At 56.2% G+C, this 21,278-nt stretch carries 16 protein-coding genes; 5 read left to right on the forward strand and 11 right to left on the reverse strand.

From position 1 onward, the window contains the following. Positions 1–22 precede the first annotated feature (22 nt). Positions 23–1,771, forward strand: coding sequence for a cation:proton antiporter domain-containing protein (locus TH4_RS03265; protein WP_064779882.1), 1,749 nt, complete (start codon positions 23–25; stop codon positions 1,769–1,771). An 80-nt stretch (positions 1,772–1,851) separates the two neighbouring features. On the opposite strand, the gene phoB is transcribed toward TH4_RS03265, so the two are convergent. The 6 genes from phoB to TH4_RS03295 form a co-directional block, all read right to left on the reverse strand. After that, positions 1,852–2,550: a phosphate regulon transcriptional regulator PhoB gene (phoB, locus tag TH4_RS03270; protein ID WP_008888332.1), complete on the reverse strand. Its 699-nt coding sequence runs from the start codon at positions 2,548–2,550 to the stop codon at positions 1,852–1,854. A gap of 17 nt (positions 2,551–2,567) precedes the next feature. Further along, positions 2,568–3,290: a phosphate signaling complex protein PhoU gene (phoU, locus tag TH4_RS03275; RefSeq protein WP_064779883.1), complete on the reverse strand. Its 723-nt coding sequence runs from the start codon at positions 3,288–3,290 to the stop codon at positions 2,568–2,570. Between the two features lie 22 nt (positions 3,291–3,312). Continuing rightward, complete coding sequence (gene pstB / locus TH4_RS03280; RefSeq protein WP_063088522.1) at positions 3,313–4,116, reverse strand: phosphate ABC transporter ATP-binding protein PstB; 804 nt, start codon at positions 4,114–4,116, stop codon at positions 3,313–3,315. A 1-nt stretch (position 4,117) separates the two neighbouring features. Further along, positions 4,118–5,467 (reverse strand): phosphate ABC transporter permease PstA, encoded by a 1,350-nt coding sequence (gene pstA / locus TH4_RS03285; protein WP_064779884.1) that lies wholly within the window; start codon positions 5,465–5,467, stop codon positions 4,118–4,120. Beyond that, positions 5,460–6,839, reverse strand: a complete 1,380-nt coding sequence (gene pstC / locus TH4_RS03290) for a phosphate ABC transporter permease subunit PstC (protein WP_064779885.1) — start codon at positions 6,837–6,839, stop codon at positions 5,460–5,462. Before pstC ends, pstA begins: the two co-directional genes overlap by 8 nt. Before the next feature lie 135 nt (positions 6,840–6,974). Next, the gene (locus TH4_RS03295) at positions 6,975–8,009 is read right to left on the reverse strand and encodes a PstS family phosphate ABC transporter substrate-binding protein (protein WP_063088519.1); all 1,035 of its coding nucleotides are present in this window, start codon (positions 8,007–8,009) and stop codon (positions 6,975–6,977) included. Between the two features lie 673 nt (positions 8,010–8,682). On the opposite strand from TH4_RS03295, the gene TH4_RS03300 reads away from it, so the two are divergent. Further along, entirely contained in the window at positions 8,683–8,982 is a 300-nt protein-coding gene (locus TH4_RS03300; RefSeq protein WP_063088518.1) for a hypothetical protein, read from the forward strand. A gap of 93 nt (positions 8,983–9,075) precedes the next feature. On the opposite strand, the gene glcF is transcribed toward TH4_RS03300, so the two are convergent. From glcF to TH4_RS03320, 4 genes are all read right to left on the reverse strand, one after another. After that, positions 9,076–10,401 (reverse strand): glycolate oxidase subunit GlcF, encoded by a 1,326-nt coding sequence (gene glcF, locus TH4_RS03305; RefSeq protein ID WP_064779886.1) that lies wholly within the window; start codon positions 10,399–10,401, stop codon positions 9,076–9,078. After that, positions 10,401–11,669: a glycolate oxidase subunit GlcE gene (gene glcE, locus TH4_RS03310; protein WP_064779887.1), complete on the reverse strand. Its 1,269-nt coding sequence runs from the start codon at positions 11,667–11,669 to the stop codon at positions 10,401–10,403. Before glcE ends, glcF begins: the two co-directional genes overlap by 1 nt. 114 nt (positions 11,670–11,783) lie before the next feature. Continuing rightward, the gene (locus TH4_RS03315) at positions 11,784–13,268 is read right to left on the reverse strand and encodes an FAD-linked oxidase C-terminal domain-containing protein (RefSeq protein ID WP_064779888.1); all 1,485 of its coding nucleotides are present in this window, start codon (positions 13,266–13,268) and stop codon (positions 11,784–11,786) included. A 16-nt stretch (positions 13,269–13,284) separates the two neighbouring features. Further along, positions 13,285–16,755 carry a pyruvate carboxylase gene (locus tag TH4_RS03320; protein ID WP_063088514.1) on the reverse strand — a complete coding sequence of 1,157 codons (3,471 nt, stop codon included), beginning with the start codon at positions 16,753–16,755 and terminating at the stop codon, positions 13,285–13,287. Between the two features lie 702 nt (positions 16,756–17,457). Between TH4_RS03320 and TH4_RS03325 the strand changes: the two genes are divergently transcribed. From TH4_RS03325 to TH4_RS03335, 3 genes are all read left to right on the forward strand, one after another. Next, a complete protein-coding gene (locus TH4_RS03325; protein ID WP_008888343.1) occupies positions 17,458–18,861 on the forward strand; it encodes a cache domain-containing protein in 1,404 nt (467 codons plus the stop codon). Between the two features lie 49 nt (positions 18,862–18,910). Next, on the forward strand, positions 18,911–19,591 hold the full coding sequence (locus tag TH4_RS03330; RefSeq protein ID WP_008888344.1) for a response regulator transcription factor: 681 nt from the start codon (positions 18,911–18,913) through the stop codon (positions 19,589–19,591). A 168-nt stretch (positions 19,592–19,759) separates the two neighbouring features. Further along, positions 19,760–20,491, forward strand: a complete 732-nt coding sequence (locus TH4_RS03335) for a Crp/Fnr family transcriptional regulator (RefSeq protein WP_064779889.1) — start codon at positions 19,760–19,762, stop codon at positions 20,489–20,491. 13 nt (positions 20,492–20,504) lie between these two features. Here the strand turns inward: TH4_RS03335 and TH4_RS03340 are convergent, their stop codons facing one another. After that, complete coding sequence (locus TH4_RS03340; RefSeq protein WP_064779890.1) at positions 20,505–21,242, reverse strand: hypothetical protein; 738 nt, start codon at positions 21,240–21,242, stop codon at positions 20,505–20,507. Positions 21,243–21,278: the final 36 nt, after the last annotated feature.

Raw genomic sequence — 21,278 nt, forward strand, 5'->3', positions numbered from 1 at the left:
GCCTTCCGGAACGAATTTCGCCATGCATCACAGCGTCCTGTTTGAGCTGTTTCTTATTCTGACTGCCGCGATCATTGCGGTGCCGATTGCGCACAAGCTGCGTGCGAATTCGATCATCGGCTTTCTGATTGGCGGGTTCTTTATCGGGCCGTTCGGCTTTGGCCTGATTTCCGAACGCGAAGACATTTCCACGGTTGCCGAACTGGGCGTGGTTTTCCTGCTGTTCATGATCGGGCTGGAGCTTTCGCGTGATCGTTTGCGGGTGATCGGCGGCCGGTTTGCCGGTCTGGGCGTTTTGCAAATTCTGGTATCGATGGCAGCCCTTCTTGGGCTTCTGGTTGTCATGGAATTTCCGCTGCCGACCGCCTTGGTGATTGCCGGTGCGCTTGCGCTTTCATCGACCGCGATCATCCTCAAACAGCTTTCCGATGACAAGCAGCTCAATACCCGTTTTGGCCGTGCGGCCCTTGCGATCCTGCTTTTGCAGGACGTGGCGGTTGGTCCGTTCCTGATCATGGTGCAGGCGGCAGGTGATGCCGGAACGGAAACCAGCCCGTGGATGAGCATCCTTTTGGGGTTTGGGTCGGTCGCGTTGTTGTTACTCGTCGGGCGGTATGTGTTGCCGCGCCTGTTTCGCTATATCGCGTCGCTCAAGAACCCGGAACTGTTTGCCATCGGCACGCTTTTTGTTGTGCTAGCCGCCAGCACATTGACCGAGGTTTCCGGGCTTTCGATGGCGCTGGGTGCGTTTATCGCCGGGGTGATGTTGGCCGAAACCGAGTTCCGCCATCAGATCGAAGCCGATATTTCACCGTTCCGCGGCGTGTTCCTGTCGCTGTTCTTTATGTCGGTGGGCATGTCGGTTGATGCCGACGTTGTTTATAACGAATTTGGCACCATCGTCATGTGGCTGGTGCTGTTGCTGGTGATCAAGACGGCGGTTCTGTTTGTTCTGGCGCGCGCGATCCGGTTTGAAACCGGCCTTGCCATCCGGGTGGCGATGAGTTTGGCCGCCGGCGGTGAGTTTGCCTTTGTCATGTTTGCCCTGGCCGCCCAGAATGGTGCTGTACCGCTTGATATGGCAGCGATGCTGATCCCGGTGGTGGCGATTTCGATGGCGCTGACCCCGACCCTGATCAGCCTGGGCCACAAGATCGAGGAAAAGCTTCATCCCAAGGAAGAAGACCAGCTTGGCAAGATTGCCGAGGAGTCAGAGGGCATCCACCAGCATGTTCTGGTGATCGGAAGCGGCCGCGTTGGCCGGGTTCTGGCCCGGTTGCTCAAGACGCGCAACATTCCGTTCCTAGTGCTTGATAGTGACGCACAGCAGGTTTCGCGTGGGCGGGCAGAAGGCCTTCCGGTTTACTTTGCCGACGGGTCCCGACCGGAAACTTTCCGGGCCGCACACACGGATGAGGCAAAAATTGCGGTTGTTGCCATGGGGAACCCGCATGCGACCGAGAAGACGGTCGCCCTTTTGCGCCAGCATTACCCGCACCTGAAGATCTTTGCCCGTGCGCAGGACATCACCCATATCGGGCCGCTGTCGCGCCACGGGGCGGATGCCGCCATCCCGGAGGTTCTTGAAACCGGGTTGCGGTTATCCGATCACGTTTTGGCGGCGTGCGACGTGCCGCAGGAAGATATTGATGCCGAAATCGCCAAATTCCGCCGCGCGGACATGCTTTTGATGAACGAACTGGCGCCGCGCCCACAGCGCAAACCGTCAGGGTCAGAGAGTTCGGACAAACCGGCGAAAGAAAAATCGTAAAGCCGTTACGCGGTGAAAACAAAAACCCCCGCTGCAACCTGCAACGGGGGTTTTTTAATCGGATCGGGCTCTAAACCGGCTTAGGCAGCGGTTTCAGAGTCCAGTGCATAGCCCGCAGCACGGACGGTGCGGATGATATCGCGGGTTCCCTTGACGTCATTGAGCGCCTTGCGCAGGCGGCGGATATGAACGTCGACTGTGCGGGTTTCGACATAGATGTTCGGGCCCCAAACCGCGTTAAGCAACTGTTCGCGCGAGAAAACCCGCCCCGGATGTTCGAGGAAATAGCGCAGCAGACGGAACTCGGTCGGGCCAAGATGGATCGATTTTCCATTGCGGCTTACCCGGTGGGCGGCGAGATCCATTTCGATGTCGGAATAGATCAACTGCCCTTGTGGTTGCGCCGGACCGGACCGGCGCAAAAGCGCGCGGATACGGGCCAGAAGCTCGCCAATGGCAAACGGCTTGGTGACATAGTCATCAGCCCCGGTATCAAGACCGCGGATGCGATCGCCCTCTTCACCGCGCGCAGTCACCATGATCACCGGCAAATCGCGGCTTTCAGGCTTGCGGCGGATCTGACGGCAGACCTCAATCCCCGACATTACCGGCAACATCCAGTCGAGCAAAACCAGATCGACATGGGTTTCAGCCAGAATTTTCAACGCTTCGTCACCGTCACCGGCTTCGACAACCTGCATCCCCTCGCGTTCGAGGTTGTAGCGCAACATGGTTACGATTGCTGCCTCGTCCTCGACGATAAGAACCGTTGGGTCCATCTTCCTATGCTCCCGTGTCAGTCATTCGGTTTGACAACAGCGAAGTTCGCTGCGTCGTTTTTTGGCCGGTCAATCCCCGGCAGGTCTTCGCCCTTGATCCGGTAATAGATCGTTTCGGCGATATTGGTCGCGTGATCACCGATACGTTCGATGTTCTTGGCAATGAACAACAGATGGGTCGATGCGGTAATGTTGCGCGGATCTTCCATCATGTAGGTCAGCAATTCGCGGAACAGCGAATTGTACATATCGTCGACTTCCTGATCGCGTTCCCAGACCCGGTGGGCCTTTTCGGCATCGCTTTCGATATAGGCATCCAGAACATCCTTGATGATTTCCTGGGCCAGCTTGGCCATGTTCGGGATCGCCTGAACCGGGCGGATCGGCGGGATCTGGTTAAGCACCTGCGCGCGTTTGGCGATGTTTTTAGCCAAATCACCAATGCGTTCAAGATCGTTTGACAGCTTAAGCGCTGTGACGACCTGACGCAGGTCATCTGCCATCGGCTGACGCAGGGCCAGAAGACGGACGGCAAAGTCCTGGACTTCCTGTTCGAGCACATCAATGCGCTGATCGGACAGGATGACTTTCTCGGCCAGTTCGGAATCGCGTTTGACGATGGATCTGATCGAGGAAATAAGCTGGCTTTCGGCAAGCCCGCCCATTTGCGAAATGATGTTGTTCAGACGGGTCAGTTCCTCGTCGAACGAACTTACGATATGGGTATGTTCATCAGCCATTTATGCGTACTCCTGGCGTCGCTTAACCGAAGCGGCCGGTAATGTAACCCTTGGTGCGTTCGTCCTTCGGGTTGGTAAAGATCTGATCGGTTTCACCGACTTCAACCAGCTTTCCGAGGTGGAAGAACGCGGTGCGCTGCGACACACGGGCGGCCTGCTGCATGGAGTGGGTCACGATCACGATCGTGTAGTTCGAACGCAACTCGTCTATCAGTTCCTCGACCTTGGCGGTCGCAATCGGATCAAGGGCCGAGCACGGCTCATCCATCAGGATGACTTCCGGGCTGACGGCAACCGCGCGTGCAATGCAAAGACGCTGCTGCTGACCACCGGAAAGACCGGTTGCCGGCGATTGCAGGCGATCTTTGACTTCTTTCAGAAGACCGGCACGTTCGAGCGAGGTCATGACGATTTCATCAAGTTCATCGCGCGAATTGACCAGACCATGAATACGCGGGCCATAGGCCACGTTGTCATAGATGGTTTTCGGGAACGGGTTCGGTTTCTGGAACACCATGCCGATGCGCGCGCGCAGCTGAACCACGTCGATCCGCTTGTCATAGATGTCGCGACCATCCAGGGTAACGTCACCTTTGATCGTCACACCGTCAATGGTGTCATTCATCCGGTTCAGGCAGCGCAGGAAGGTGGATTTACCACAGCCCGACGGACCAATCAGTGCGGTTACCTGCTGTTCGGGGATATCAAGGTTGACCTCATAGAGGGCCTGATTGTCGCTATAGAAAAGATCGAGCTTGCGCGCGGTCATTTTCGGTTTTTCGACCGACGGCTCCGCCGTCATTGCGCTCTGGGATACAGCAGCCATTTTACCACTTCCGTTCAAATTTTTTGCGCAGATACACAGCCAGTCCATTCATCAGGACAAGGAAGGCCAGCAACACCATAATCGCTGCCGAGGTTTTCTCGACAAAGGCACGTTCCGGGCTGTCTGCCCACAGATAGATCTGGACCGGCAGAACCGTTGCCGGGTCAAGCGCCCCGCCCGGGATATCAACAATAAAGGCCACCATTCCGATCATCAGAAGCGGTGCGGTTTCACCAAGCGCCTGTGCCATGCCAATGATCGTGCCGGTCAGAATGCCCGGCATGGCAAGCGGCAAGACATGGTGGGTGACGGTCTGGACCGGGGATGCACCAAGGCCAAGGGCGGCCTGACGGATCGATGGCGGCACCGCCTTGATCGCCGCACGCGATGCGATGATGATCGTCGGCAAAGTCATCAGCGCCAGCGTCAAACCACCGACAACCGGGGCCGAGCGCGGCAAATGCATGACATTGAGATAGACCTCAAGACCCAGCAGACCAAACACGATGGATGGAACCGCGGCCAGGTTGTTGATATTGACCTCGACAATCTGGGTGAAGCGGTTCTTGGGCGCGAATTCTTCAAGATAGACCGCGGCCAGAACGCCAATCGGGAAGGACAATGCCAGGGTCACAAGCAGGGTATAGAACGAGCCGACAGCCGCCCCCCAGATACCGGCAAGTTCCGGTTCGCGGGAATCGCCACTGGTAAAGAAGCGGGTGTGGAACTGTTTTTCCACCGCACCAGCCGCAACCAGTTCGTTATACCAAGCGACTTCCTTGTCATTGAGGCGACGGTCGCCTTCATCAACGGTGGGATCGATATAGCCCTTGTTGAGCATGTCGAAATCATCACCCGAGATCAGCCAGATGGTGCGCGTTTGGCCAATCAGGCTCGGATTTTCGAGAACCCGTTCGCGCAGATCATAAGATGCGCCGCCTGAAACGATGCCATAGAGATCACGTTTGTCACTGCGCGAGGTCACATCAGGGAACCGATCACGCAGCGCCTGTTTGATCAAACCATCAAAGTTCGCGCGCCCGATCACGTCGGGATCGCCGGTCCGTTCCGGATCGATCACAGCCGGATCAAAGGTCACTTCGAGCTGGACATAGGTCTGGTAAAAGGCGCTGTAGCCTTTAGAGCCGATCGAGAGTGCCAGCGTGCAAAGCGCCAGCAGCGCCAAACAGATCGCAACCAGACCATAGCTTTTAAAGCGGCGTTCGGCCGCGTAACGTTTCTTGATGTTACGGGTGATTTTAGGGCTGTCCCAGTCAACCGGCTTGCGCAGATTGTCAGAGATCACTTTGGCCGCAGCTCTGTCTTCCATAAGAGATGCCATATCAGTCATATTTCTCGCGATACTTCTGAACAACCTTAAGGGCAAATACGTTCAGCCCCAAGGTGACAAGGAAAAGAACCAGCCCCAACGCGAAGGCCGAGAGGGTTTTTGCACTGTCGAACTCCTGGTCGCCGACCAGAAGCGTCACGATCTGCACGGTAACAGTCGTCACAGCCTGAAGCGGGTTCACCGTCATGTTCGCGGCAAGACCAGCGGCCATCACAACAATCATGGTTTCACCAATCGCCCGCGAAACGGCCAACAGAACCGCCCCGACAATACCGGGCAAGGCGGCCGGGAAAATCACCTGCCGGATGGTTTCCGATTTGGTCGCCCCCAATGCATAGGACCCGTCACGCAGCGATTTCGGCACCTGCGACATCACGTCATCAGACAGCGAGGACACAAACGGAATGATCATAATGCCCATGACAAGACCGGCGGCCAGCGCACTTTCCGAACTGACATCGAGGCCGAGGATCGCGCCATTGTCGCGCAAGAACGGTGCCACGGTGAGCGCGGCAAAGAAGCCATAGACAACCGTTGGCACGCCCGCCAGAATTTCAAGTGCGGGTTTGGCAACAGCGCGAAATTTAGGCGCGGCATATTCGCCCATATAGATGGCCGAAAACAGGCCGACCGGCACCGCGACACACATGGCAATCAGCGTAATCAGCAAGGTACCGACAAACAGCGGAATCATGCCAAACGCCCCCTCGGACGCCACCTGATCGGCACGGATCGCGGTTTGCGGGCTCCATTCCAGACCAAACAGGAAGTCGAGCGGGTTGATCTTGCTAAAGAAATGCAGGGTTTCGAACATCAGTGAAAACACGATGCCGATCGTTGAAAGGATCGCAATCGCCGAACAGACAATCATGATCGCGCGCGAGATGCGTTCAACATTGTTGCGCGCGCGCATATCCGCTTCAATCCGTCGATAGGACAGGACAAGACCGGCAAGCGCAACCGACAGCATGACAACCACCAGCGCCGCATTGGCGATGGTTTGCAAATTGGCAAGTCTGCGCCCGGCATCAACAATTTCCGGCGACACGGTGAGATGTTCACCGCCACCGGCGGCGATCTGGGAAATGCTGTTGAGCGCCAGCGACAGACGACCGGAGTCACCAATTACTTCCTGCGGCAGGTCCGACACGATCAGGGCTTCAATCACCGAGCCCTGGAACATGTACCAGATCAAAAGCAAAAACAGCGCGGGAAGCCCGCACCATGCTGCTGTGTAGGCCCCGTAGTGAACCGGCAAGGAATGAAGATTGCTGTGCCGGCCACCCGAGAGGGCAACAGCCCGCTGGCGTCCGAAATAAAAGGACAGCGCGCAAAGTGCGGCAACCGCGAGCAACAGGAAAGACAGGGACATTATTTGAGATCCGTTCGCCAGATGAGCCTGCAAAGATCAGTTCGTGAGGCCAATAGGACAGAAACAATAAACAAATCAAGCAATGATATAAAGAAACCGGTGGCAGAAAAGGCTGCCACCGGTTGAAAGATCGCGTTACATGCTCAGCGGCGAAAGGTTCATCGCAGCGTTACGAACAGCTTCACGCTCAGCGGCATCCATCGGGATCAGGCCACGGTCAGCAAGGTAACCTTCTTCACCCCAAGCTTTGTCAGCGGTGAATTCAGCAAGATATTCCTTGATGCCCGGAATGGTGCCAACGTGCGCGTTCTTCACGTAGAAGAAGAGCGAACGGGAAACCGGATAGTCACCAGCAGAGATTGCTTCGAAGGTCGGAGCAACGCCACCGATCAGCGAGCCCTGAAGCTTGTCGCCGTTCTGGTCAAGGAAGGAGAAGCCGAAGATGCCGAGTGCATCATGGTTGGCTTCGAGTTTCTGAACGATCAGGTTGTCGTTCTCGCCAGCTTCGACATAGGCACCGTCTTCACGAACGCCAGCGCAGACAGCTTTGTGCTGGTCTTTGTTGGTGTCTTTAAGAGCGGCGATTGCCGGGAACTCATCGCAAGCTTCTTCGAGTACCAGCTCGGTGAAGGCATCACGGGTACCAGAGGTCGGCGGCGGGCCGAGAACTTCGATTTTAACGTCCGGAAGGCTCGGATCGATTTCAGCCCAGGTGCTGTACGGGTTGTCGATCAGCGACTGGCCGTCTTTGGACGGAACGGTTTTTGCCAGAGCAAGGAAGATCTGCTCTTTGGTCAGGTCGAGCTGCGGCGCAGCGTTGGAGTTCGACAGAACGATACCGTCGTAACCAACTTTAACTTCGGTAACTTCCGAAATGCCGTTCTTCGCGCAAGTTTCAACTTCGGACTTCTTGATGCGACGCGAAGCGTTGGTGATGTCCGGATGCTGTTCGCCAACACCGGCGCAGAACAGCTTCAGACCACCGCCAGAACCGGTAGATTCGATAACCGGCGTTTTGAAGGAGGTGGTTTTACCGAATTCTTCTGCAACTGCGGTTGCGAACGGGAAGACGGTGGACGAACCAACGATACGAATCTGGTCGCGTGCTTCGGCAGCGCCAGCAAAGGCAACGCTCATAAGCGCCGCAACAGCAAGAGTCTTCTTCATCATAAATTCCCCAATGGTAGTTCCACTTCGGAACGGTGCAACGATCTGCGAGGCGGACTCTACCGCTGGGTGCTTACGGTATTGTGTCGCTTTTGTTAACGTTATGTGACAACGTATCAGAGCAGTAAAAACAGCCACTTATTACTAATAAAATCAACAAGTTAGTATTTTACGACAACCATCCGAACACGGTGGTTTTTCACTTCAACATGGCAAAATCGCGATTGATTGCGAAAGGCTGTAACAAAAACTGTCACATTTCGTCCAAAGGTGACCTTGGGTGTCGGGGAATGGTGTGAATTGACGATAATTGCCAGCTAACCCTTTACATAGCCCCGTTTCCAAGCAACTCTTGTGCATGGGGTCCAAACTCATTCACATGACCGCCCCGGCAATTGATATGAGAGAAAAAGCAAGGAAAAGCCCGCAGAGCGGAGTATTCTCCGGTCAAGGGGTTTGACGCAGAGGCTTTCTCTCATATCAATTGTCCTTTGGATCACCCGGATTTGTACGGGCTATTTTGTCGCAAAACCTTGAAAGATATAGATCTTCCTGTGGTTTTGCTCCGCATATCCGCACAAATCCGGGGGACCGGGACGATTATGTGAATGAGTTTGGACCCCAAGGGACAAAAAATGCCGCGCGTAAATGTGCGCGGCCATAACAGGAGCACTTGATGAGCACCGCTGCACTCGACGAAATTCAGGAACTGATTCAGAAGCTGTCTGGCGAACTTGGAGATATGTCAGAGGCTGCGTCGCGCCATATTGATGATCTGCATGTTGCGGTCAATAACGTCGCATCGCACGTTCTGGCGATCGAGGCAGTTCTGTCACTGGTGGCCCAGAAGGTCGAGGTAGACGAGGCCGAAGCAATCAAGTGGATTCGTGACAAGACAGCGGCCTATGCCGAAGACAGCAGCGAAAGCTCTGCCGCAGAAGGCATTACAAAAAGCCTGCTTGGCAAGGAAGAGTAAGGCGCCCAATCGCACGGACTTACGAAATCAAAAGGACGGCAGAGGTTATTCCCTGCCGTCCTTTTTATTTTTCGGTTTTGAAGCAACCGGTGCCTAGCCCGCAAGTTCGGTCGGCTTTATCCGGTCGCGCAGTTTTTCCGGCACCGGTCCACCCGCCGCCCAATCAAGGAGCTGCACCGTGTGCAGAACTTTAAGGTCGTCGGTTTCGATCTGGACCATGCAGCCGATATTCCCCGTTGCCACCAGATCAGGCTGGGTCGCACGGATATTGCCGCGTTTGCGTTCCTGAAGCTGACCGGCGATTTCGGGCTGCAACAGGTTATAGACCCCGGCTGAACCACAGCACAGATGGCCTTCGGCGATTTCAGCCACTTCATACCCGGCCTGTTTGAGAAGATCACGGGGTGGCCGGGTGATCTTTTGACCGTGCTGCATCGAGCAGGCTGAATGATAGGCGACACGGGGATTCCCGTGACTGGCACCGGCAAAGACGGCGGCATCGATATCAAGGCCGGCCAGATATTCGGTAATGTCCTTGGCAAGACCGGACACCGTCGCGGCCCTTTCGGCATAGGCCGGATCATGGCGGAGCATATGGCCGTAATCCTTGATCGTGGTGCCACAGCCCGATGCGGTAATCACGATGGCATCAAGGCCTTCGCCCGCCGCCTCGGCCGTCCAGGCATCAATGTTGGCCTTGGCCTGCGCATGGGATTGTTCTTCCTTGCCCATATGATGGACAAGCGATCCGCAACAGCCAGCACCCTTGGCAACAACCACCTCGATGCCAAGGCGGGTGAGTAGACGAACCGTCGATTCGTTGATTTCGGTTTCAAGCACCTGCTGGGCACAGCCGATCAGGATGGCAACCCGGCCTTTGCGTTCGCCAACTGCCGGGATCACCTGGGGTTTATCGACCCAGCTTGGCGGATGCATGGGGCGTGCGCCCATCTTGACCATGCCCTTAAGCCGACCGGGCATCAGGCGTGCAAAGGGGGCGGCGAATTTCGCCCCGATCAATGACAGCCGGAACAGGGTCGGATTGGGCACAACAATCGACAGCAACTTGCGCAGCAACCGATCACCCAGCGGGCGTTCATAGTTTTGTTCGATATGGGCGCGCGCATTGTCGATCAGGTGCATGTAATCAACACCAGAAGGACATGTGGTTGTACAGGAGAGACATGACAGGCAGCGATCAAGGTGTTTGACCACCTTTTCGGTTGCCGGTTTGTCATTTTCCAGCATGTCCTTGATCAGGTAAATGCGGCCACGCGGGCTGTCGAGTTCATCGCCAAGAGTGACGAATGTCGGACAGGTCGCGGTACAGAAACCGCAATGCACGCATTTGCGCAGGATCTGTTCGCTTTCGGCAATCGCCGGGTTTTCAAGTTGGGCAGCGGTGAAGTTGGTTTGCATTACGCGCCCTCCCCGTTCAGTGACACTGGCGCAATCCGCCCCGGATTGAGAATACCCTTGGGATCTAGGTTTTCCTTGATCCGGGCATTGATCCGGGCAAGTGCCGGGTCTTCGGGATGGAAGACCGGGGTAGCTTGACGGATTTCATCGGATGCGCGCACCAGATTGGCCTGCCCGCCGACATTGGCGACGATATCGCGGATCGTGCCCGCCATTGCATCAGGCGTACCCGCCGCGTCAGATGCGGCAATCTGCAACCAGATCAGGCCACCGGCCCAATCCATCATCGCGCGACCACCGGTTTTTTCGATCAGTTGGGCGCAGATATCACCCCCGCTTGCCGGGGGCACTGATACCCGCCACAAAACGCTGCCGGTGTTTTCCGATGCGACGAACGGCGCGACATTGGCGACAACCTTCCAGATGCTGTGGCTGTGACTTTCGGGGACTTCGTGGCATTCGCCAAACCCGGCAAGCGCCCGGCACAGGGCATCGGCCCGCCATGCGACAGACGGCTTGGGACCTTCGACCCGCAGGGCGACAAGGCCACTGCCATATTCACCGGCGAGTGGCACATCAAGGTGCGGCGCGTCTTCGGGGGCGATCCAGGCGGCGGCGGAGACTTCGTTTTCACTACCCATGGCAATGGTCATCGCCTTGCCCGCCGCACGCGGGTCACTGCAAGCGACAATCACGGTGGCGGATGTTTCGTCATTGGGCATGACCTTAAGCGTTACGGTATGCATCACGCCCAGCGTGCCAAAGGAGCCCGCCATCAATTTTGACAGATCAAAGCCGGTGACGTTTTTCATCACCCGGCCCCCAGATTTAAAATCCTCTGCCCGGCCAGAAACGGCTTCGAACCCCAGAAGGTGATCACGTGCAGCGCCCACCTTGATGCGGCGCGGTCCGGCAAGGTTACAGGCGACCAGCCCGCCGATGGTGCCGGCATCCGGGCCACTTGACCCATCCAGAAGGGCCGGGAAGTTTCCGGGCTCGAAATGGAATTGCTGATTTTTCTCGGCCAGTGCCGCCTTGATATCGGCAAGCGGCGTTCCGGCACGCGCAGAGATCACCAGTTCTTCGGGCTGGTAAAACAGGATCCCCGACAGTTTGGAGCAATCCAGCACTGCGTTGGTTCGAACAGAATGGCCAAAGGCGCGCTTGCTGCCTGATCCGATGATTTCAAGCGGGGTTTCTGATCCAAGCGCCCAACCAACCGCATCACGCAGCTGGTCTGGCGTGGTGGGGGAAAGTACGTCCACCATAACTTTCTCTTTTCCTCTCCTGAGCCGGGCCAATCGGATTTGCGGGAGCCGATTGGCCGGCCTTTGTTTTATCGTGTTTGTTGTTTCGTTTGATCACGCCTTAGGGGCAGGACCCTAGAAGCGCGGGATATCCGGGAACTTGTCGGCCACCGCCTTGGCATGCAGGGTTTTAAGTTCCCCACAGCCATGCAAGGTCGGGAATACCTTGCCGGGGTTGAGCAACTGGTCCTCGTCAAAGGCCATCTTGATGCGTTCCTGATGCTTCATGTCATCGGTTGTGAACATCTCGCCCATCAGGTCGCGCTTTTCGACACCGATGCCATGTTCACCCGACAGCACCCCGCCAACCGCGACACAAAGCTTGAGGATGTCGGCCCCGAACGCCTCGGCCTTTTCAAGGTCGCCGGCCTTGTTGGCATCAAACATGATCAGCGGATGCAAATTGCCATCACCGGCATGGAAGACGTTGGCAACGCCCAGCCCGTGCTTTTTTGACAGGTCCTGCATGCCGGTCAGCACCTCGGACAGGCGACCGCGCGGGATGGTGCCATCCATGCACATATAGTCCGGTGAAATTCGGCCAATCGCCGGGAAGGCGTTTTTGCGGCCCGACCAGAATAGCAGGCGTTCTTCCTCGTTCTCGGAAATGCGGGAATAGACCGCCCCGCAATCCTTGGCGATCTTGCCAACCCGGTCGATCAGGTAATCGACTTCGACCTGCGGGCCATCAAGTTCGACCAGAAGAAGCGCTTCGACATCGAGCGGATAGCCGGCCTGAACAAACTCCTCGGTCGCCTTGATCGCCGGGGCATCCATCATTTCAAGGCCGCCCGGAATGATCCCGGCGGCAATGATGGCGGCAACGCAATTGCCGCCTTCTTCGGATGAATTAAAGCCCAGCAGAAGCGCACGTGCGGTTTCGGGTTTACGCAGGATACGAACCGTCACCTCGGTCACGATGCCAAGCAACCCCTCGGACCCGGTGATGATGCCAAGCAAATCATAACCCGCCTGATCAAGCCCCTTACCACCGACGCGCAGGATTTCGCCTTCGATGGTGACCATTTCAACCCCCAACACATTGTTGGTGGTAAGCCCGTATTTCAGGCAATGCACCCCGCCGGAGTTTTCGGCGATGTTGCCGCCAATAGAGCACGCAATCTGGCTTGAGGGATCGGGGGCGTAATAGAACCCTTTGTGTTCGACCGCGCGCGTGATGCCAAGGTTGGTGACACCGGGCTGCACGACGGCGGCCCGGTTGTCCCAATCGATGTCGAGCACGCGATTGAATTTCATCATACTAATGGTGATCGCATCGGCCATCGGAAGGGCGCCACCGGACAAACCGGTACCGGCACCGCGCGGAACGACACGGATTTTATTGGTATGACAATATTTCAGGATGGCTGCGACCTGGGCGGTATTTTCCGGCAGGACCACAATCATCGGCAATTGCCGATAGGCCATCAACCCATCGCATTCATAGGGCCTGAGCTGATCATCATCGACAATAACCCCGCCCTGTGACGGGATGATATCGCGCATGGCGGCGATAATGTCCTTGCGACGTGCAAGTGTGTGTTGATCAGGCTCAGGCATCCTAAGCATCGGTGGGTTACTCCGTTAATTCGACCAGCAGGTCCTTGGCTTCGACCTGTGTCCCGGCCGGGGCGTGGATTTTGGCCACGGTTCCATCCTTTTCGGCGTGAACCGCGGTTTCCATTTTCATGGCTTCGAGCGAGCACATCACATCACCCGACTTGATCTTCTGGCCCTCGGACACGTGGACTTCGACCACCAGACCCGGCATCGGGGCTGCGACATGCAGCTTGTTGCCATCTTCGGCCTTTGGTTTTGTCTTGCCTGTGCCTGCCAGTGTCTTGTCGGCGACCTTGACGGTGCGGGGCTGACCGTTCAGTTCAAAGAACACGGTACGGTTGCCCTCCTCGTCACCGGCCTCGGACGTGGTCAGATAGCGGATGACAAGGGTTTTGCCCTTTTCAAGATCGACCGAAATTTCATCGTTCTGGTTCATCCCGTAGAAGAAGACCGGGGTTGGCAGAACCGAAACATCGGCGTTGTGGCTGCGGTGTTCTGCGTAATCAAGGAACACCTTGGGATACATCACATAAGATGCAACCTCTGCGTCGGTGATATTGCTGCGATGGGTTTTCTTTTCGATCTCCTTGCGGGTCGCTTCGAAATCAATCGGCGGCAATGATTTGCCCGGACGGTCTGTCAGCGCCTCGGCCCCTTTCAGCACCTTGCGCTGCAGGGCGGGCGGGAAGCCACCGACCGGCTGACCGATTTCACCGCGGAAGAAGGAAATAACGCTGTCGGGGAAGGTAATGTCCTTTTTAGGATCAAGAACGTCTTCCTCAGACAAACCGGATGTCACCATCATGAGCGCCATATCGCCGACAACCTTGGAGCTTGGCGTTACCTTGACGACGTCGCCAAACATCTTGTTGACCGCGGCATAGGCCTTGGACACTTCGGGCCAGCGATCCTCGATCCCGAGTGCACGGGCCTGTTGGCGCAAGTTGGTGTACTGGCCGCCCGGCATTTCGTGGACATAGACGTCAGAGGTGCCACTGCGGATATCGCTTTCAAAGCCTGCGTAATAACGACGGATCTGTTCCCAATAGGTCGAAATTTCCTTGAGCGCCTCGGTCTTAAGGCCCGGATCACGCGGCTGGCCGATATAGTTATTGGCAATCGAACCCAGATTGGGCTGGGACGTCAGGCCCGACATCGAATCCATTGCCGCATCGACGGCATCGACCCCGGCGTCAATCGCGGCAATCACGGTGGCGGCCGAGATGCCGCTTGTGTCGTGGGTATGGAAGTGGATCGGGATATTGACGGTGTCTTTCAACGCTGTGATCAGCTCAGTCGCAGCGGCCGGACGCAGGACACCCGCCATATCCTTGAGACCGAGAATATGTGCACCGGCAGTTTCAAGTTCGCGGGCCATATTCACATAGTAATCAAGGTTATATTTCGGGCGGTCCTTGTCATAGATATCGCCGGTGTAACAGATGGTCGCCTCGCAGAGCTTGTCGGTTTTAAGCACCGATTCCATCGCGACCTTCATGTTTTCAACCCAGTTGAGGCTATCAAACACCCGGAAGACATCCATGCCGTGTTCGGCCGCCTGCTTGACGAAGTAATCGACCGCGTTATCGGGATAGTTGGTATAGCCAACCGCGTTCGAGGCCCGCAAAAGCATTTGCGTCAGGATATTTGGCACGCGTTCGCGCAACTTGACCAGACGATCCCACGGGTCTTCTTTCAGGAAGCGCATGGCAACGTCAAACGTCGCCCCGCCCCAGCATTCGATTGAAAACAGTTCCGGCAGACCATGCGCGTAATAGGGCGCAATTTCGAGCATGTCATAGGTGCGCATGCGGGTCGCCAGAAGCGATTGGTGGGCATCACGCATGGTGGTGTCGGTCATCAGGACGCGTTCCTGATCCTTCATCCAGCGCGAGAAACCTTCCGGTCCCAACTGATCAAGCTTTTGCTTGGTGCCCGGGCGGATTTCGCCAAGATCGATTGATTTCGGCATCACCGGGTCATGCAGATTGGTCGGCACCACGCGGCCTTCGACTTCGGGGTTGCCATTGACCGCAACCTCGCCGATGAAGCGCAGCAGGCGGGTGGCACGGTCGCGCCGGCGCACGAACTTGAACAGGTCGGGCGTTTCATCAATGAAGCGGGTTGTATACTCGCCAGCGCGGAATTTCGGGTGATTGATCAGGTTTTCAAGGAAGGCCAGGTTGGTGGCAACACCGCGAATACGGAATTCGCGCAAGGCGCGGTCCATGCGGTCCACCGCCTCACGCGGGGTGCTGCCCCATGCGGTGACCTTTTCCAGCATGCTGTCATAAAACGGCGTGATCACCGCCCCGGAATAGGCCGTGCCGCCATCAAGACGAATGCCAAAGCCGTTGGCCCCGCGATAAACCTTGATGATCCCGTAATCGGGGACAAAGTTGTTTTCCGGGTTTTCGGTGGTGATACGGCACTGAAGCGCATGGTCACGCAGCTTGATCTTGTCCTGCCAGGGGATACCGGTTTCGGACGGGAAACCGATGCGTCCCCCCTGGGCGATCAGGATTTGCGCCTTGACCAGATCAAAGCCGGTGACGCATTCGGTGACGGTGTGTTCGACCTGAATGCGCGGGTTGACCTCGATGAAGTAGAACTTGGATGTGTCGACATCCATGAGGAACTCGACCGTGCCGGCATTGACGTAATTGGCGGCCTTGCCAAGGCGGATCGCGGCGTCACAAATCTCGGCACGCTGATCATCATCAAGATACGGGGCCGGGGCGCGTTCAACCACCTTCTGGTTGCGGCGCTGCACCGAACAGTCACGTTCATAAAGATGCACAAGGGTGCCGTGATTATCGCCAAGCAGCTGCACCTCGACATGGCGCGCACGGCGGATCAGTTTTTCAAAGTAAACCTCGCCATTGCCAAAGGCGGCCTCGGCTTCGCGCCGTGCTGCCAGCACCTGACCAGACAGGTCCTTGCCATTTTCGATAACCCGCATGCCACGGCCACCACCGCCCCAGCTGGCTTTCAACATTAGGGGATAGCCGATTTTCTCGGCGATGCGGGTAACTTCTGCCATGTCTTCGGGAAGCGCGCTTGAGGCAGGCATAACCGGCACACCGGCACTTTCGGCCAGATTACGGGCAGAGACCTTGTTGCCAAGGGTGCGCATGACTTCTGAGTCCGGGCCGATGAACTGAATACCGGCCTCGGCACAGGCATCGGCGAATTCGGGATTTTCCGACAGGAAGCCGTAACCCGGATGGATCGCATCGACATCGGCATCGCGCGCAACACGCAAGATGTCTTCGATATCAAGATAGGCGCGAATGGGCTTGTTGCCCTTGCCCACCGTGTAGCTTTCATCCGCCTTGAAACGGTGAAGGGCGAAGCGGTCCTCGTCAGAGAAGATCGCAACTGTGCGAATGCCAAGTTCGTTGGCGGCTCGCAGAACACGAATCGCAATCTCGCCACGGTTGGCGACCAGAAGTTTACGGATACGCTTTGGTGCTGAACGCGTCATGGACACCGGGCTCCTACCACAATTTCCTGGCAGGAACGTGCCTGTGCGCGCCTGCCAAAACCAAGTGAAACGCCACGATATGGTCCCGGAATGCGTTGCGGTGCGGGAAGCCTGCAACGCCATATCCATTGTGGCGATACGGGATGCCAGCACGCTGAGATCTTGTGCAATGCATCCAGAGCTTTTGGCGCCCGGTGGGCAGGCGACGGTTCTGGTATATGCGCATTGCCCTCTCCCTGTCAAAGCATGATCTCGTAAATTGGTATTACCAATTATTGGAAATCCCGACCAGTTTCTTTTCACCATGCGGAACAGGTCGCCCAAGCTTTCTCAATCAGGGCGATGGGAAAACCGCGATCTTAGAGCCTGACCAAAAATTCTGATATGGTTTGACGCCTTGATTTTGCAGTGATTTTTAGGCGTGCGCGGTCCGCAAGGGTCGCCCCCTGGGGACCGTGCGCAACGACAAAATCGCTCAAAATCAAGGCGCCCGAAGGGTTTGAAGAATTTCATCCACTATGCTGCGGCTTTCCTCTTGAAAAGGCCGCCGGGCATTGTCTGCGAGCAAAGCCTTGATATTGAAGGAAATTTTTCAAATCAAACCATGTCAGAATTTTCGGTCAGGCTCTTACAGCGACTTTTGGCGCGGATATGCTATTGTCCGCGATCAGAAAAACGGAAATTCCCGAAACGGTTACGCCCATGCCGAAGCTCAATCTTCGACTAAAGTTTTTGCTGCTCTCGATCCTGCCGCTGGTTCTGGCGGCGTCTGCGATCTCCTGGCTGGTGTTTGCCCAGGCCGAACGCCTGGCCGAGGCCGAGATCAGGACCTTTGAACGCAACATCCTTCAGGCCAGAAAGGACGAGCTGAAAAGCTATCTTGAGCTGGCGATGAAATCGATCGACCACATCTATTCGGTGGCAAGCCCGCTGGATGCGGTGTCAAAAGAACGTGTGAAAGCGATCATCGAAGATCTGTCTTATGGCGAGGATGGATACTTCTTTATCTATGACCGCGATGGCACCGCCCTTGTCGATCCGCCGCAACCCTGGCGCCTTGGCCGGACCTATTGGAACCTGCGCGATATCAATGGCAACACAGTCATTCAGGGCCTGATTTTCAATGCGGAAAAGGGTGGCGATTTCATGCGCCACGTCTGGGAAAAGCCATCGACCGGGGAGCCGACCGAAAAGATCACCTATTCCCTGATGCTCGATAAATGGGACTGGATGATCGGCACGGGCATTTATATCGACGATATCGCCGAACAGGTCACCGAGATCGAGGCCGAAGTTTCCACCCATATCCGCGAAACCACGATGTCGATCATCGGGGTGACGATCCTTGCGGTGTTGCTGGTGGGGATATCGGGCACGGTGGTCACATTGTCCGAACGCAAACTTGCCGACTCAAAGCTTAAGGAACTGACACATCGGGTGGTTGATGTGCAGGAACAGGAACGCCTGCGCGTTTCGCGTGAACTGCATGACGGCATCAGTCAGATACTGGTTTCGGTCAAATATGCGGTCGAAACCGCCATTGCACGCATCACCCAGAAACGTGACAACGCGATCGAACCCATGGAAAAGGCCGCCAACCGATTGCAGGACGCCATCCATGAAGTGCGGCGGATTTCGCGCGATTTGCGCCCAGCCGTGCTTGATGACCTTGGCCTGAAACCCGCGATCGAGAGCATGTGTGCAGAACTTCAGGACCGGTCCGGCATCCTGATCGAGGTGAAATGCGACAATGTCGACGGGCAGCTTGATATCGACAAGAAAACAACGCTGTATCGCGTGTTGCAGGAGACCCTGACCAATATCGAACGCCATGCCGATGCCACAGTGGTGAAAATTTCGATCAAACGCGAAGGCAGCAGCATCATCATGCGCATTGCCGATAACGGGGTCGGGTTTGAAACCAACCGATATATCCGCAACCGCGATCCGCGGGCGGGCATTGGTTTGCGCAACATGCGCGAACGCATGGAATTCCATGGCGGCGGGCTTTCGGTACGCTCCGAACCGGACGACGGGACAAAAATCACTGCATTTATTCCCGCCAACAGCCAGAATGCCCTACCCCATGACGCTATCAGCGGTTAATCTGATGACGCACAACCCGACAGTCACGCGACAGGAACTCGTTTGATCCATGACCAATGCCACCATTGCCAACGAAGTTTATTCCACCCATCGGCCATTGCGGATTTTGCTTTGCGACGATCACGCACTTGTCATGGATGGCATCCGATCGCGACTGGAATGCTTTGAACATATCAATATCGTTGGCGAGGCCGGCAACGGGGCCGAGGCATTGACCATGGCCGGTGACCTGCATCCTGATATCGTCCTGATGGACATTTCGATGCCGGTGATGAACGGGTTGGAAGCAGCCGAGAAATTCCGTGAAACCCTGCCCGATACCAAGGTTGTCATCCTGTCGATGCATGAAAACCCGGAATATCTGCGCACCGCCCAGCAGGCGGGTGCAAAGGGCTTTATCCTGAAAGATGTGTCATCCAATGACATGGTGCGTGCGATTGAAACCATTGCCAATGGCGGTGAGGCGTATAGTTCCACATTCGATCGCATCAGTGATGGCGAAGATAACAACAGCGATGGCGTGCCGCTGACATCGCGTGAACGCACGGTCTTGCGCCTGTTGGCCAAGGGGGCAAGCAACAAGCATGTTGCCCGTGAACTGGATATCAGTGTCCGCACCGTTGAAACCCACCGCCGCAACATCAAGCGCAAACTTGGTATCGACAGTTCGGCCGGTCTGGTGCGCTATGCCATTGAAAAGGGTCTGGTCACCCTTGATTCCAATAGCTGAAATCACGATCTGGATCACAGTTGTGCGCCGACCAGCATGACTTTGCTTTGATTTCACATTCTGGTACGGTACATTAGGTTCAGGATTGGATTGATTAAACTTTTCAATTCCGGCCGTATCCGGGTTTGATCGACCACCCAGATCAGCCCGACGTCATGGGTAGAGAGCGTGAACCATACAGCAAGCTACACATTCCGACCCGAACTTGCGCGGTGCCGCGAATGCGGTGTGCGGAAATTTGCCCTGTTCAACAACCTGACGGACGAGGATTTCAAACTTGTCCATATGCCGGTTGAAGACATCACCCTGCCCAAACGCAATACGCTTTATAATGCCGGTGATCAGGCGCAATCGATCTATACCCTCCGCTCTGGCCTGATCAAACTTGTCCATTACCTGCCAGATGGCAATCAGCGGGTGGTGCGCCTTGTCAAACCCGGCGGCACCATCGGGCTTGAGTCGCTGGTCAGCGAGTGTTTCACCCATCATGCCGAGGCCCTTCAGGACAGCAAGCTGTGCCGCATTCCGATTGCGGTGATTGAAAGGCTTGATAATGAAAGCCCGCGCTTGCACAAGCAGGTGCTTAATCGCTGGCATCAGGCGGTGATGGAATCCGATAACTGGCTGACCCAGATGTCGACTGGTACGGCACGCGAACGGGTCGCCCGGCTTTGCCTGTTTTTACATGATGACGTGACCGAGAGCTGCACCGTTCCGGGGCGCGAGGATATTGGTGCGATGCTTGGCATTACCACCGAAACAGCCAGTCGGATCATCGCCGATTTCAGACGTCATGACCTGCTGGAATTCAAGTCACGCAATGTCTTCAAGCTTGATCTTGTGGGCTTACGCGAAGTTGCGGGAATGGACGCCGCGGATGAGGGCAATTACGCCGACTGATCCCCTACAAATCCTATCTTGCGGCATCCTGCAAGACGGTCTGAAAGGCCGAGTTTGGGCCACAGGCCAGTGACAGCTTTTCATATTCCTGCGGCGTATCGATCCGTTTGTGTTTTTCCGCACTCCGCCTGCGAATATCGTTCAGCCGTCTTTTGAAATCCCGGCCATATTCCGAAATCAGCCGCCGCATGGCGCGCTGAGCATTGTCCGCTGGCATCGGGAACATGGCACCAACCTGTCTGACGACATCATTGACCAGATCATCAAGGGCCGCACGAATGTCGGCCTCCATGCCCTGATTGATCTTCACATGTTCGCCTTCGTGGGCATAAACCACATCATATTCGCAGGTGCCGCGTTCAAGCTCGGACGCGATATAGACCAGATGTTTGACGACATCGACCTTGGGATTAACCCGCACCGGATCAAGGCAATAGCGGCCAAAGCCAACCTGGCGCGGTTCAAAACGCATATCGAACGATGCCTGAACTTCATATTCGGTCAGGCCCGTCACCAGAAAACGCGGACTGCCCCCGGCACGGCTGTTGAGCCAGCGCACCGAGCGGTGCCGATCAAGCATCGGATCCATGTGATTGAATTCAAGGAAGGCTTCGGGGGCGCTGATTGGCGCACAGGTGCCTTGGGCACGGGCCAGATTGGGAAGAAACAGCAGCGCAGCCAGAACGATCAAAAGCGCGCACAAGACGCGGTCTTTTCCAATCTGATCATTGCGTTGCCCAAAAGCTGGCAAACCGTTTCTCCTGACTTTAAAGAAAACGCTGCGCAC

Origin of the sequence: Thalassospira tepidiphila MCCC 1A03514, assembly GCF_001662875.1 — a bacterium.
GTDB classification, from domain to species: domain Bacteria; phylum Pseudomonadota; class Alphaproteobacteria; order Rhodospirillales; family Thalassospiraceae; genus Thalassospira; species Thalassospira tepidiphila.